Source organism: Afifella sp. YEN Y35 (genome assembly GCF_047553465.1).
Lineage (GTDB): Bacteria > Pseudomonadota > Alphaproteobacteria > Rhizobiales > Afifellaceae > Afifella > Afifella aestuarii.
On record NZ_CP180203.1, the window covers coordinates 3,351,806 to 3,365,235 of the forward strand.

The 13,430-nt window shown below is 65.8% G+C and carries 9 protein-coding genes and 1 tRNA gene; 1 reads left to right on the plus strand and 9 read right to left on the minus strand.

What is annotated here, in order from left to right; translation table 11 throughout:
• Window positions 1–4 precede the first annotated feature (4 nt).
• The 3 genes from ACK8CP_RS15905 to ACK8CP_RS15915 all read right to left on the minus strand — a co-directional run bounded on the left by ACK8CP_RS15905 (window position 5) and on the right by ACK8CP_RS15915 (window position 5,286).
• Window positions 5–472 carry a TerB family tellurite resistance protein gene (locus ACK8CP_RS15905; RefSeq protein ID WP_128290552.1) on the minus strand — a complete coding sequence of 156 codons (468 nt, stop codon included), beginning with the start codon at window positions 470–472 and terminating at the stop codon, window positions 5–7.
• Window positions 473–566: 94 nt separating this feature from the next.
• The gene (locus ACK8CP_RS15910; protein ID WP_414832469.1) at window positions 567–4,037 is read right to left on the minus strand and encodes an AAA family ATPase; all 3,471 of its coding nucleotides are present in this window, start codon (window positions 4,035–4,037) and stop codon (window positions 567–569) included.
• Window positions 4,027–5,286, minus strand: coding sequence for a metallophosphoesterase family protein (locus ACK8CP_RS15915; RefSeq protein WP_414832470.1), 1,260 nt, complete (start codon window positions 5,284–5,286; stop codon window positions 4,027–4,029). Before ACK8CP_RS15915 ends, ACK8CP_RS15910 begins: the two co-directional genes overlap by 11 nt.
• A 194-nt stretch (window positions 5,287–5,480) precedes the next feature.
• Here ACK8CP_RS15915 and ACK8CP_RS15920 point away from each other — a divergent pair, with 194 nt between their 5' ends.
• Window positions 5,481–6,041 (plus strand): DUF3320 domain-containing protein, encoded by a 561-nt coding sequence (locus ACK8CP_RS15920; protein ID WP_414832471.1) that lies wholly within the window; start codon window positions 5,481–5,483, stop codon window positions 6,039–6,041.
• Window positions 6,042–6,073: 32 nt separating this feature from the next.
• On the opposite strand, the gene ACK8CP_RS15925 is transcribed toward ACK8CP_RS15920, so the two are convergent.
• From ACK8CP_RS15925 to hemC, 6 genes are all read right to left on the minus strand, one after another.
• Window positions 6,074–7,177, minus strand: a complete 1,104-nt coding sequence (locus ACK8CP_RS15925) for a PGN_0703 family putative restriction endonuclease (protein ID WP_414832472.1) — start codon at window positions 7,175–7,177, stop codon at window positions 6,074–6,076.
• Window positions 7,167–7,242 (minus strand) — tRNA-Thr (locus ACK8CP_RS15930). The genes ACK8CP_RS15925 and ACK8CP_RS15930 overlap by 11 nt, the downstream gene beginning before the upstream one ends.
• A 155-nt stretch (window positions 7,243–7,397) precedes the next feature.
• On the minus strand, window positions 7,398–9,665 hold the full coding sequence (locus tag ACK8CP_RS15935; protein WP_414832473.1) for a heme biosynthesis HemY N-terminal domain-containing protein: 2,268 nt from the start codon (window positions 9,663–9,665) through the stop codon (window positions 7,398–7,400).
• Between the two features lie 9 nt (window positions 9,666–9,674).
• On the minus strand, window positions 9,675–11,663 hold the full coding sequence (locus tag ACK8CP_RS15940; RefSeq protein ID WP_414832474.1) for a hypothetical protein: 1,989 nt from the start codon (window positions 11,661–11,663) through the stop codon (window positions 9,675–9,677).
• A 99-nt stretch (window positions 11,664–11,762) separates the two neighbouring features.
• Window positions 11,763–12,497, minus strand: coding sequence for a uroporphyrinogen-III synthase (locus tag ACK8CP_RS15945; RefSeq protein WP_414832475.1), 735 nt, complete (start codon window positions 12,495–12,497; stop codon window positions 11,763–11,765).
• Window positions 12,497–13,423: a hydroxymethylbilane synthase gene (hemC, locus tag ACK8CP_RS15950; protein ID WP_234630137.1), complete on the minus strand. Its 927-nt coding sequence runs from the start codon at window positions 13,421–13,423 to the stop codon at window positions 12,497–12,499. Before hemC ends, ACK8CP_RS15945 begins: the two co-directional genes overlap by 1 nt.
• Window positions 13,424–13,430: the final 7 nt, after the last annotated feature.

Genomic DNA, 13,430 nt, shown 5'->3' on the forward strand with positions numbered 1-13,430 from the left:
CGTGTCATTCGCGCTCGCTCTGGGCGTGACGCTCAGCCACGGCGTGCTTCAGGCCGATGCGCGCATTGCGATCGACGCCCAGAAGCTCGGCGACGCGCCAGACGAGATTGTCTTCGAATTCATGCACTTCGCCGTCAACATAGATGACTTCCCAGAGCCTTTCCACCGCGCGGATGCGCTCTTCGATGGTCATCTGCCGTTTCAACACGCTGGTGAAGCGGTAAAGGTCGATCGCTTCGGCGTCGACGCGCTCGGCCTCGGCGATCAGACGCTCCAGATCGTCCCCGCTCAGACCGTAATCCGCCTTGAGAATTTCGCGCATGCGTGCGCGCTCATCTTCGCCGGCAGCGCCATCGACGGCGACGCAATGGACGAGCAATGCGGCAAAGGCCAGTCGCTGATCGTCGTCGGTGAACGGGCGTTGTTGTTCTTCGCCCTTGAAAGTCAGGAAGTTGCGCAGTGCATCGAGCATTGTTGGATCCCTTTGGCACTGAAGCTAGTGCAAGAGGCGTGCCGTTGCCAGTGACGGCTTGTTAAGGCGCGCCAACGTTTGGGTGTGACCCGGCCTAAATCTCGATCAGATCGAGGTCTTGTCCCAGAGCCTGCTCGGCTGTTGCCACCACGCTTCTGTGATGCGTGAAGAGGATCGGCTGGAAGTGTGTGCTCGAAGCTGCAAGCGTTTTGATGCCGGCCGCTGTGCGCTCATCGTCGAAGGTCTGGAAGAGATCGTCGCCGATGAAGGGCGCCGGCTCGTTGTGGCGGCAGTAATCCTCCAGAAAGGCGAGGCGAAGCGCGAGATAGAGCTGGTCGCGCGTCCCGTCGCTCAGACCCGAAATGGCGATCTGCTCGCCGCTCTTCCGCACCGCTTTGAGTTCCGGCTCGTCTGCCTCGTTGAGCTCCTGCGCAAGTGTTGCAAATGCGCCGGCGGTCAGCATGGAGAAGAGGGTGCCGGCGCGCTCCATCATCGGATCGCTCTCTTTTGCCCGGTGGTGCTCCATCGCGGCCGTGAGAAGCGCCGCTGAGAGTTTCAAGACCGCCCATTGGCGCGCGGCCTCGACGATTTCGACCTCCGCAGCCTGTTTTGCGAAGGCCGCGGCCTCCGAGCCGGGCGCGCGTTCCAGGCGTTCGCGCTCGCCACGCTTTTCTGCGAGACGGGCATAGAGCTCAGCCATCTCCTGGTCGAGTTGCTCTTCGTCCCGCCTCAGCGTTTCCATGTCGATCTCGGCGCGACTGCGATCGAAGGCGGCGAGTTCGGTGCGCACGGCGTCTTCGCCTGCACCGTCCGATATCTCTGCAAGGCGCTCCCGGCAGCGGGCAAGATCTGCCGCCAGCCGATCGCGTTCCCGCAGCCGCGCGATCAGCTCGCTCGGATCGGCCTCCGGGGTGGCGGTGAGCGCTTCTTCGAGCGCCTTGCGGGCGCGCTCGCAACTCTCTTCACTCGCGATACGGGCCGCCTTTGCGTCGGCGAGCGCCGTCTGGGCTGCGCGCCGTTGCGCTGCGTCGGTGCGGGCTTCCTGGACCCGTTCCTCGAGAAGCTTGATGGCATGGCCGGCTGGAAGTCCCGCGAGCTCTGTCTTAACCTCCGCGACGACGGCTCCCACCCTCGTCTCGAAATCGGCAATGTCGCGGCGCATCCCGGCAACCCGACGCTCGCGGGCATCGCGCTCGCGTCGCAAATCGGGCAAGCGCTCCCACAGACGGATATTGGCGGCGGCCTCTGCGATCGTCGTCTTCGGCAACAGCCCGATCACGGCCGAGGCAGCGGTGAAGCGTTCCTGCCAGAGCCGCTTCGTCTCGCTGAGTCTCGCCGTCTCTTCCTCAAGCCGCGCAATGCGTGCCTCGGCGTCCTCGCGCCGCCCGGCGAGCGCGCGGCTCTCGCCCCAGGCGGCGGCAAGCGCGCGCAAGCGCTCCTCGATGGCGCGCAAGAGCGCCGGCTGTGTGAGCTCTTCTGCGCCCTTGAGCCCGATGCCATCGGCAAGTGACGTGAGCGCCGGCGCGATCTCCTCCGACAGCCGTTGCAGGGCGGCGAGATTGGCATCCCTTTCGAGCTGGGCGCGGCGCTCTTCCAGAAGCCTCGCGACCTCGCTTCGCCACGAGATCATGGCGTCCGGCGTGCCCGGGACGACGCCGCATTCCTCAAAGAGCGCCCGATAGTCCGCTTCTGCGCTGGCGAGCGCTGCGCGGGCCGTCTCCGCGTTGTCCTCTAAGGACTCGGCCTCCTGGCGCAGCGTCTGATATTCTGCCTCTTCAAGAGCGCGGCGCGCCAGCGATTCCGCCCCGGCCAGGGCCTCGTCGGCCAGCCGGTCGGCCTCGCGCGTCAGGACGTCGAATGTGGCGAGGGCATGCGCGGCGTCGTCCTCAGCGAGGGGCGGCGCCTCGCCGAGGAGCGGGCCGCGAAACCGCGCGAAAGCCTGATTGCGTAGGGCGCGCGCCTCGGTGATCGCCTCTGCGTCCGGCGGTGCGCGATCGCCGCTCGTCCTGCCTGCCGCTTCAAGTTCGGCCTGCGCTTCGGTGTTGCGTCGCAGCGCTGTCTCGATCTCCCGCAGCTCTTCGCTGCGCGCCTTCAGCCGGTCGCGATGGTTTGCGAGCGTTCCGGCGGAGGGCAGCGGCGCTGCGGCAAGGCGATCGAGATCCGTCACAGGCGGCGTGAGGGCGGCCGCCTCCTCGGTCAGCCGGCGGCGCTGCGCGGCCTCGGCGTGTTCGAGCTCGTCGTGCCGCTCCAGCGTCTTGAGATCCGGGCGAAGCGCCAGAAGTCGGTCTTCGAAGGGTTTCGGGTCGATGAGCGGTGTGGACGGTGCCTTGCGGGCAAGCGCGGCGAGCCCCTCGCGCTCCTCCGACAGGCGTTTGCCGAGCGTCTCCTCGTCGCCTGCGAGCGCACGTCCTTCACCGACCGCGGTCTCCAGCGCGGCAAGGGCGGCGTCGGTCGGCTGCAGGCGTTCGAGATCCGTGGCGGCGATGCCGAGCCGGCCGGCGAGCTCCGCCATCTGGGCGGTGTAATCGTCGCGCTCGGCCGCGATGCGGGGGAGATCGCGCAGGCTCGACGCATAGGCGCCGGAATTGCCGTAAAGCGCACCAATCGCTTCCGCCTTGCCGAGGAGAGCATCGTCCACCGTGATCGCGGCGAGCGCCGCCTCGGCGGATTTGACCCGCTCCTGAACTGCGGTGAGTGCCTCTTCGGCGCGAGCGGCCTCGTGCAATTGCACCTCGATCCGGTCGGCGGCGCCCGGCGGATAGGCGCTCAGATCGGCAAAATGTCCGAGCCGTTCTCTCTCGCGGTCGAGCTCGGCCACCGTCGGCTCGATTTGTCGCAAGCGCTGCAGCGCGTGCAGACTCTGGCGCAATTTGGCGCGCCGCGCTGCCAGACCTTCATATTCCTCCTGCAGTTCGTCGATTGCGCGGTTGAGGTCGCGCCAGTCGCCGGCGCGCAGCTGGCTCGCGCGTTCCTCCTTGCGTGCATCTTCATGGCGCTCGCGGATCTGGTAGAAGAGGCGGTCTTTGGAGGCGCGTGGCGCGAAGATGCGCGTGGCGTCTTCCTCCAGCCTCGTTTTGGTGGCCCGCAGATGCAAAAGCCCCGACGCGGCAGCAAACAGAAGACTGCCGAGTTCACCTTCGGCGGCGAGCATGGCATCGGCTCCGGCACGCAGCCGCGTTGAATCAAGACCGAATGCCCGCTCGAAGACATCGCGCGACAGACCGCCGGTGAAGGGCAGAAGCGCGTCGTCACGCAACGGCGTTTCGCTGTCGTCGTCGGAGAGCAGCGTGAGCTTGCGTCCGCGCTTTCGCCGAAATGTGAGGCTCGTTCCGTCCCCCGCCCGGAGGCTCGCGGCCACACGGAGTGCTTTCGTCCCGTGCAGGAATTCAAAGCCGTTGGTCCGTTCTGGAAAGCCGAAAAGGAGGTCGGAGATCGCGGCAAGCGCGGAGGATTTGCCGGCTTCGTTGCGCCCATAGACGAGATGCAGCTTCGCTCCGTCGCGGAAGCTGATCTGCCGCTCGGAAAATGCGCCGTAGCGTAGCAGCGTGAGGCGCTCAAAGCGCATCGGCATCCTCCCAGGTTGCGAGACGGACGCGCAGAAGATCTGCGGCTTCGGCGAGAAGAGCGGTGGTATCTGCACCGAGCGGTGTCTTCTCCGCGCCAAGCCCGCCCGGCAGCTTGGCGGTGATTTCGGCGATGATCGCCTCGGCCTGCTCGGCGATCTCCGGATCGTGCACGAGCGTTTGAAGCAACGGTTCGATATCGAGCTTCTGATCAGGGCTGACCGCTTGTGCCGGCGTTGCCGGCTCGCTCACGCGCAGATCGAGCTTTTCCAGCCAGATGTCGGGATGGCAGCGATGGCAGGCGGCCTGCACGTCATCGACGAGATTGGCGCGATCGGCGACCAATCGCCGCCGCAGCGGCGACGGGCCGGTGAGGCGGAGACGCAGGGCCAGGAGCCGGTCTTTTGCGGCCTCGGCATGGGTGGCGATGCGTTCTTCCACCGCTGTCAGAAGCTGCGGCATGGTCTCGATGCCGGCAATATCGAGTGTTGCCTCGGCAAAACGGGCCTCGTCGACCAGAAGTCGCTCTTTGTTTGTCACATGCCCGTCCTCGACGGTGACGAGGACGGCGCCTTTCTCGCCGGTCTCGCGGATGGAGCGGGCCTGAAGATTGCCGGGGAAGACGATCGGCGGATCCTCTTCCACGATCTCGAAATCGTGGACATGGCCGAGTGCCCAGTAATCATAGCCGCGCGCGGCGAGCTCCTCGGCCGAACAGGGGGCATAGCTCGCATGCGGCGGGCGTCCCGTCAGCGCCGTGTGCAGGACGCCAACGTTGAAATAACCGGGGACGGGCGGTGGGTAGGCGAGCGCGAGATTGTTGCGCTCCGCACGTTCACGGAACCCCTGGCCGTGCAGAGCCACTTTGAGAGTGTCGATGCGGAAGCTCTCCGGCTTCGCGGTGTCGAAGGCATGCACCGAGCCTGGAAGCGCGATGCTCTTCGTCACCACACTGTCAGCGTCGTGATTGCCTTTGAGGAGAAAGACCGGGATGCCGGCGCGGTCGAGACGCGCGACCTCGCGGTTGAAGAAGAGGCCGACATTGTTGTCCGGCCATTCGCCATCATAGATATCGCCGGCAATGACGAGGAAGGCGACTTTGCGTTCGATCGCCTGGGCCACAAGGTTTTGGAATGCGCGTCGGATCGCCTGTGCAAAGCGTGCGGCGATGTCTGGATCCTTGACGCTCAGGCCTTGCAGCGGGCTACCCAGATGCAGATCGGCGGCGTGCAGGAAAGTGAAGGATGCCAAGGAATCCTCGTCGCAGGCAAAGAGTGGATTGGTTCAGCTATGGGATGCGTGGGCGATGATCGCAAGCCGGCCTTTGTCGAGACGGGTCGTCGCGCGACATCGTCGGTCGCGCTCCTGCCTCTTGAGGACCTTATCCCCTCTATGCAGATTGCGCCCAGGCGGGGCGCAGATCGATCACAACGGAGAGGTTCCCCATGGCGCAAACACAACCGGATCCAGACGCGGTCGACAAGCAACCCTCGGAATCCGTACAGGCCGCTGACGGCCGCTTCCGTATCGCCGACCTTTCGCGCTTTCACGCGGATCCGGACAAGTTCTTCGACTTTTCCTACCGGCAGACGCTGCACGATATGGTCGAGGCTGTGATCGCGGCCGAAGCGCCGGTGCGGGAAGATATCCTGGCGCAGCGCATCGCCCGCGCTCATGGCTGGCAGCGGACTGGCCGGCGCATTCGCGACCAGATCGCCAAACATCTGCGCGAGGTCGATCGTACGGAAGAATCGTCCGGCGACTTCCTGTGGAAGAAGGGAACGGTTGCGAGCCGCGTCGCCTACCGGCCGCCGGCAGGGCCTGCGCATCGGCGCGCCGTCGGCGAGATCGCGATCGCGGAATTGAGCGACGTGGTGGAGGCCAATCTGGCGCTGCTCGACGAGGATGATCCGCCGCTGGTGCTGGCCCGGCTCATCGACGTGGAGCGTCTGTCGGCGAGCGCCCGCGCGCGGCTCGAAGAGGCGATCGAACGCACGCGGCCGTAGCCTGGGAGTGTTGGTCCTCTAGGAGGGCCGATCTAGGCAGAGGTGGCTTCGCTGTCGGCAGTCAGAAAGCGGTAGCGCTCATCGAGATAGGACGCCCACGGATCATCCGGGCCGAGCTCGTCGATCAGCGGCCGGAAGAGCGCCTCGGTCGAGCAACTGACGAAGTCGCCCGGCGTTTCGAGAAGGCCGCTGAAGACGGCAAAGGCGTCCCGGCCGAATGGCCTGAGCGCTGGCGATGTCACTTTGCGCAGAGCCAGATTGGCGGACGGGGCGATATGCAGGATGCGGACCCGCTCCGCGCCTTCTTCGTGCGCTTTCTGCATTTGAAAGGCGAGCATCTGCTGGCGCAGGAGCTGATAAAACGGCTCGTAGAAGAAATCGGCCAGCGAGAGCCCGAGATCTGAGCGGATCGGACCATCTGGAGCGAAGGTGAGATTCCCATAACGTGAGATGCGGACCTCATGGCCTGCCGGAGCGAGCGGTGCGCCGTATCTTTCAGTGTATTTCCACTCGATCAGCAGCGTCTCGCGCCGGCCCTGATGCTGGAAGGCGAGGCAGGCATCGGCGCTGGTGCAATTGGCGCCGCGGGTGCGTCCCCCGTTGCCAGTTCCTTTCGCCACTGAGCGGCTTTCGTTGAGATAGTCGCCGCCGATCCATTCGAAAGCCACATACCAGGGACGTCCTTCCGGCCCGGCTTCGATCGGGAGCATGCGAGGTGGGGGAATGTCGAGCGCCTGCGAGACGAGCCGTGAGAGGATTTCGGGTCGCTCGGCGAGAGGCATCAGGAAGTTGAGACAGCACGCCTGCGATGAAAGCGCATGGTCGGCCGCAAGATGCCAGGTGATGCGGCGCTCAGAGAAATAGGCGGCGGCACTGGTGCGAATCATCGGGGCGAGGTTGAGACGCTCACCACCCGGCTTCAGCCAGAAATCATAGCCGCGGTGCCCGATCTGCTTCGGAAAATTCTCACGAGAGTAAGCCGACTGGCTCTGCTTTTCCGACGCTGCAAAAGAGGTGGCCCGCGCAGCCTTCGTCGTCTCGTCCGTCACGCGACTGACGTAGCTGTCGACGCTGCACTTAACTGGGCTTTCATGGCTGCCTCCCGGGTTGGAGAAAGGGAGGCGATGGTGCCGCATGCCGGACTCGAACCAGCGACCCCCTCATTACGAATGAGGTGCTCTACCAACTGAGCTAATGCGGCCCGGCCGAGCCTTGGCTCGGCGACAAGATGTCGTCGATCGACACCGGGCTTTGAGGGGCAGTGCCCCTTAGCGCGCCACCTCTTAGCGAAATGTCGGCGCGCGGGCAAGCGGGGAAGACACCCGTTTGCCATGGGCATTTGCCATGGCGAAAGTCTCAGAAAAGCCTGAAGCGGCTGCGTCCGGCCTCTTCATCGGGTTTCTTTTTCTCTGGCCCCGGGTCGTCCGGGAGGCGCGGCCTATTGCCCTGGCTGCCATTGGCGCGGGGCGAAGCATCCTCGTCGTCAGAATGGGCATCCTTTGGCGCATCGACCGGGACGGGCGGTGCTTTGGGTGGTTCGCCCTTCCCCTCGGCCAAGGGGTCAGGCCGCCTGGGAGCCGCATTCGCCGATGTGGCAGGCGTCTGCGTGGCTGGAGTCGGACTGGCCGGTGTGGGAGTGGCCGGTGTGGGAGTGGCCGGGGTGGGAGTGGCCGGCGTCGGAGTTGCTGGTGTCGGAGTTGCTGGTGTCGGGCTCGCCGCAGGCGAGGCGATCGACGGCTTTTCATCCGTCGGTTTTGCTTCTGCTGAGCTGCCGGCTGTGCTTTCGACAGACTTGCTGTCGGACGCGACTGGCGCGGCAAAGGATGTCGTGGCCTGTGAGCCCGCCCCGCTCTCCTTCGGTTTTGCGGCATCGGTTGTCGCGGAGCCCTTTGGGGTCTCTGGCGTACCCGTCGCCGCCGGCTTGTTGGATGCTGCGGGAGAAGAGTCCCTCGGCTTCGGCGGCTGGATGGCTCCCACACCGGCTGCTGCGCCGGCTCCGCCAATGATGGCGGCTGTCTTGGGCTGCTGTGTCTGCGGAGACTGCGTCGGTGACGATGGCGAGCCTGCCGCCGTTGCAGTCTGCGGCTCGGCCTTTGTCGCCGCCGCGGCGGGCGAAACCGAGGCGACGGGCTTTGTCGCTTCCGGCTTTCCGGCATTGGCGGGTTTGGTCGCTCTGTCTGTCTGCGCGGGCGCTGTGGCAGGTGCCGTCGCCGGTCCGCTGGCCGCAGATGTCGTGGGCACGGGCGTTGTGGTCAGTGTTGGGGTCGGACCGTCGTCGTGCAGAGGACTGATCTCGCGCGGACGGAAGCTCGCCTCGTCGATATCGATGGTGCGCCGGCTCTCCGGCTCCTCGATCGGCACCTTCCATTCCACCGCGTCGATGCGGCCGGTCACCGGCGAAACCGGCGCCCATTCGTCGAGGATCACGCCATCGGCCGTCCAGGCCGGATCGCGTGGCGCGTGCACGGCGCGCGACAACCATTCGCGCGCGCGGCCGCGGTCGCCATGCTCGCCTTCCTCGATCTCGGCCATCATCAGAAGCGCGTTTTGCGTCGGACGCGTGCGGATCATCGGCAGGAGCGTCTCGCGGGCGCGCTCCCAGTCACGCGAGCCGATCGCCGCGCGTGCCATCACCATTCGTGCGGCATCTTCCTGCGGGCGCAGCTTCATCAGGGTTTCGAGACGCTGGAAGCGGTCGCGGGCGGAATCGCCCGGGCGCACATTGGCGTAGGCGTCGGCAATGTCGGGGTGCGGATTGGCCTTCCACGTGGTCTCCAGAACGCGCGTCGCGCGACGAATGTCGCCGAGGCGGGAGGAGAGGCGGCCGGCGAGAACCGCCGCCGGAACGAGGCCCGGCTGCAGGCCATGGGCCTCGAGCGCTGCTTCCTTGGCTTTGTCGGGCTGACCGTCCTCCCAGTCGATTGCCTGGGCGGTCAGGATGACGGCGCGCAGACGGCGCGCTTCCTTGCGATCGATGTCTCCGGTCTCGGCATAACGCGAAAGCGTCTTCAGAGCCTCTTCCCAGGAGCCTTCCGCCGTCTGATAGCGCATCAGGGCGCGCGAGGCCCAGGCGGCCGAAGGCGAGGTCTCGCGCGCCTGTTCGGCGAACGCGCGGGCCGTGTCGTGATCCCCTTCGCGGGCTGCTTCGATGAACAGGCCTCTCAGGCCCACGATGCGAGTCCGTTCATGGCCAAGCATGCCCTTAAAGGCTTCACGCGCTTTGGCGTGGTCGCCGCGCAGCTGGGCCGTTTGTGCCCGAAGCAGCAGAGCCAGAGGCTCGTTGTCGCGGCGCGCCAGGTCGTGGGACGCCCGCTCGGCTGTGCGCAGATCTCCGGCGGCGACGGCGAGAAGGCCCGTCGACAGCGCTTCGCGCTGGCGGCGTTCGCGGCGGCGGCGCCAGGATTGGCGGGCTTTCCACGGGAAACGCAGGATGAGCACGATCAGGCCGACGATGATGAAGCCGGCAGCGATCGCCAAGAGAGCCGCGAGGGCGGCGCGGGCAAGCCCGACCGTATAGGCCGTGTCGGCGAAGGTGAGGGTCACTTCGCCGGGAGCCTCCTTCAGCCAGGAGAAACCCAGCACGAAGGCGAAGACGACGGCGATGAGAATGAGGAAGCGAATCATGTCAGGTCCTCAGCGGGCGGCGTTGAGGCGGGAGAGAGATTTCGCCCGAAGATCTTCCGCGAGCGCGTCTGCGTCGGCCCGAGCCTTGAGCTTTTCGGCCCAATCGGCGGAGGGCTGGCGCACATCTTCAGGCAGGCTCTGCCATTCGGCATAAGCCTCACTGAGGCGGCCGGCAGCGAGATCGGCCTCGATGCGGGAGACGATGGCATCCGGTTCGTCACCCTGACGCGGCCCTGCGGGCCGCACCTCGACGAGGCCGCGCGCGCTGGCAAGGAGCCGGTCCATCACGCCGACATCCTCGGCGGGTGCATCGGCCGCGCGGAGGATCTTCGGAACATAGGTGTGAAATTCCGCTGCGAGAGCTTCGCGCGTCGGCAGCCCTTCCGCTGCGTGCGCCGAGAGCGTTTCGGTCACGGCGCCTTCACCAGCAAAGCCTGCGACGGCCTTGAGTTCGGTTTCGTAAGGTTCGCCGCTTGCCACCGCGTCGGCGAAAGCCTCGGCGGCAACGGCCGGCGCGATCGCGGTGGCGTTCTCGATGCTTCCTTCGAGCGTTGCAACACGCTGGGAAAGCTCCTCGAGCTGGGCTCGCGTCTGCTCAGTCGTGCCCTGTGTCTCCTGAAGCGCGCTCTGCACCTCCGTGACCGAATCGCGAACCTTCGAAAGGTCGTTGCTGTTGGCCGCGCCGGAAACGCTCTGCTGCAGCTTTGTGAGCATCTGCTGGTTGGTCGTCACCGCCTGTTGCAGCGGGCCGAGATCGACGGGTGCGGCGTTTTCCAGATCCCCGAGGCGATCAGAAAGTTCATCGAGACGGCCGGAGAGGGCTTGAAGCTCTTCTTCGCTGGCGCCGGTGCTAGCCTGGGCGGGCGCGCTTTCGCCGCTGCCTCCTGTAGCGCTCATCTGCTCTTCGAGCGAATTGATACGGTTGCGAAGATCATTGAGCGCAGTCGGTTCCGCCGACGCAGCGCCGTTTTGATCCATGAGGTTTGCCACGGAACGCTGCAACTCTGAGACTTCCGCGCGGAGATCGTCCGATTCGCCGCCCTCTGCCACAGCGGGCCGGTTCTGCAGAGCTTCGAGTTGTTCCTGAAGCTGCGCTTGCTCGTCCTGCAGGCGGGAGATTGCCGCATCGTAGCTGCCTGTTCCCGCTGTCGCGCCCGTTCCTCCGCCGCCATTGGTGCCCGGAAGCGTCACGCCGTATTGGGGACCATAGGTCTGCAGTGCCCAGGCGCCGCCAAGCGCAACACCGCCGCCGACGATGCCGGCGAGGAGGAGCCCGCCAAATCCCACTCCGCGCTTCGGCGGCTTGGGCGGGGGTGGCGTCTTGCCGGAAGCGGATTTTTCGGGTCCCGGCTTCGGAGCGCCCTTGTCGGCGCTGCCGGCGGCGCCCGCTTTCGTGCCCGTGCTCGGGACCGCACCCGGCTTGCCCGTCGCCGTACCAGTTGCGGCAGTGCCAGTTGCGGTCGCGCCAGCCGTTCCGGCAGCGCTCGTGCTGGAAGCGTTTTTGCCTACAGCGCCCGGGGCGGTTGTCTTGCTCTCAGGCCTGGCCGGTTCCTTATCGGATGTCTTGTTCGAGGTCGCAGAAGCTTTGTCTGGGGTGGCCTTCTCCGCGGCGGTGGCCGATGTCGAGGGTTTCTCGCCGGCCTTCGCGGTTGCTGCACTTGATGCGGTCGCGGCGGCGGCGCCCTTGGCCGCTGCGTCCGTCTTGCTGGCACTCGTGCTGTCGGCGCCCCGGCTCGCGGCGCCGGTCTTCACGGCATCCTCGCGATGTGCGCTTTCATCTTCCGATGGCTTCACGGGCCCGGCCGGCGCGCCGGTCTTGCCAGGCTCTTCCTGGCGTCCCTCGCGGTCACTAGCCATTTTCGGCGTTTCGGTCTTTTTGGGGTCGGCGGGGCCGCCCGCGGAGCTCTGCTTCACTTCTTCGGCCTTCAGATCGATTGTCACGGGTTTACGCTTGTCGCCCGAGGCGGACATACGCTTGTCCTCAGGTTGCCTGGCCACCTGCCCCTCCTGCAGCTGAAAGCCGATCGCGGCGATCGGTTCCTCAATTGTTATGCCCTAATGCGGGCGTTGGTGGAACGCCTCGCCCATTCTGCCGGCCTATCCGTCGCAAGAAGGCCCTCGGTAGCGCGCAATCATATCAAAGAGCGAAGCCTGATCGGGGCGATCTGACACAAGGACCGGGCCGCGGGCAATGGGTCTGAGCGGCGCGGCGGCCTGGTCGGACAGGCAGAAGCAGACGATGTTCTCTCCGAGCGGTGTCAGCCCGACGGTTTCCAGAGCGCGCGCGAAGGTGGCGGCACTTTGCTGTGAATAGATGAGGATACCGGCTTCTTCACCTGAGGCCAGCATGTCGCGCGCGCGGCTCTTCAGCTCGTTGACCGGCTCTGAACGGTAGATCTCTCGCAAGACCACTTCGAAGCCGGCGGTCGCCAGCTTGTCCTCGAGTGCCCCGGCGCGGCTATTGGCGGCGAGGTAGAGAACCGGGCCGTCTTCGGGCTTCAGTGTTTCGCGAGCCAACACGGCAAGCGCGTTCACATCGCCGCCTGCGCTGCGGACGTCTGGGAAGCCGAGATGATGTCCTTCGGCGGCCGTGCGGTCGCCTACCGCAAGCAATGGCAGATGCTGCAGGCGGGCGAGTTCCGCATGGGCGGCAAGAGCCCGCACTGCATTGGCGCTCGTCACCAGCACCGCCTGAAAATCGTCCTCCGGCAGAGGCGCCTGAAGCGGCACCACGGCAAGGGCCGGCGACCGCACCACCTCATGGCCGAGAGCAATCAGCGTATGGGCCGTGCGGCTACCATCAGGTTCGGGGCGGGTGACGACGAGGCGCATCAGGCGATCCCGATCTTGGCCAACAGTTCGGCAGAGGCGCGGCCGCGCACCTCGGCTCCCGTCTCGCGACCGATCTTCTCTGCATCTGCAGCCAAACCTTCGGCGGAGCCTTCCAGGACTTCCGTGCCGTCGGGCGAAAGCAGAAGGCCTCGGAAGGAGAGCTTATCGCCCTCCACCTGTGCCCAGCCGGCGATCGGTGTGCGGCAGGAGCCGTCCAGCGTGTCGAGGAAAGCGCGTTCGCAGGTGACGGCAGAGGCGGTCTCGGTATGACCGATCTTGGTGAGGAGATCGCGCATCTTTGCATCGTCCTCGCGGCACTCGATGACGACTGCGCCCTGACCGCAAGCCGGCGGGAATTCCAACGGATCGAGAAGCGCCGTTGCATGGCTGTCGACACCGAGGCGGCACATGCCGGCATAGGCAAGCAGCGTCGCGTCGAGTTCGCCGTCCTCGACCTTCTGGATGCGGGTCGGCAAATTGCCGCGCAGAAGTGTGATCTCGAGGTCGGGTCTGGCTCGCCGTAAAAGCGCCTCACGGCGCAAGGAGGCGGTGCCGAAGCGGGCACCTTCGGGCAGATTTTCAAGCCCGCCGCCGTGATGCGAAATAACCGCATCGCGAATGTCAGCGCGCGGCAGATAAGCGGCAAGCGTCAGCCCTTCCGGGAGGCGCGTCGGCATATCCTTGGCGGAATGCACGGCAATATCGATGGATTTGTCGATCAGCGCCTCTTCAATTTCCTTGGTGAAGAGGCCTTTGCCACCTGCTTCCAGCAGTGCACGATTTTGAATACGGTCGCCCGAGGTCTTGATGACGACGATCTCGATGTCGGCTTCGTCGATCCCGGTCGCGACCAGCGCGTCACGCGTCGCATGCGCCTGCCATAGAGCCAGGCCGCTGCCGCGTGTCCCAATTCTGAGCCGTTCCATTTGCCCC

Excerpts from the sequence above, each read along its gene's own strand:
- ACK8CP_RS15905 (WP_128290552.1), bottom strand. The coding sequence starts at position 472 with ATGCTCGATGCACTGCGCAACTTCCTGACTTTCAAGGGCGAAGAACAA.
- ACK8CP_RS15910 (WP_414832469.1), bottom strand. The coding sequence starts at position 4,037 with ATGCGCTTTGAGCGCCTCACGCTGCTACGCTACGGCGCATTTTCCGAG.
- ACK8CP_RS15935 (WP_414832473.1), bottom strand. The coding sequence starts at position 9,665 with ATGATTCGCTTCCTCATTCTCATCGCCGTCGTCTTCGCCTTCGTGCTG.
- ACK8CP_RS15920 (WP_414832471.1), top strand. The coding sequence starts at position 5,481 with ATGGCGCAAACACAACCGGATCCAGACGCGGTCGACAAGCAACCCTCG.
- ACK8CP_RS15925 (WP_414832472.1), bottom strand. The coding sequence starts at position 7,177 with ATGCGGCACCATCGCCTCCCTTTCTCCAACCCGGGAGGCAGCCATGAA.
- hemC (WP_234630137.1), bottom strand. The coding sequence starts at position 13,423 with ATGGAACGGCTCAGAATTGGGACACGCGGCAGCGGCCTGGCTCTATGG.
- ACK8CP_RS15945 (WP_414832475.1), bottom strand. The coding sequence starts at position 12,497 with ATGCGCCTCGTCGTCACCCGCCCCGAACCTGATGGTAGCCGCACGGCC.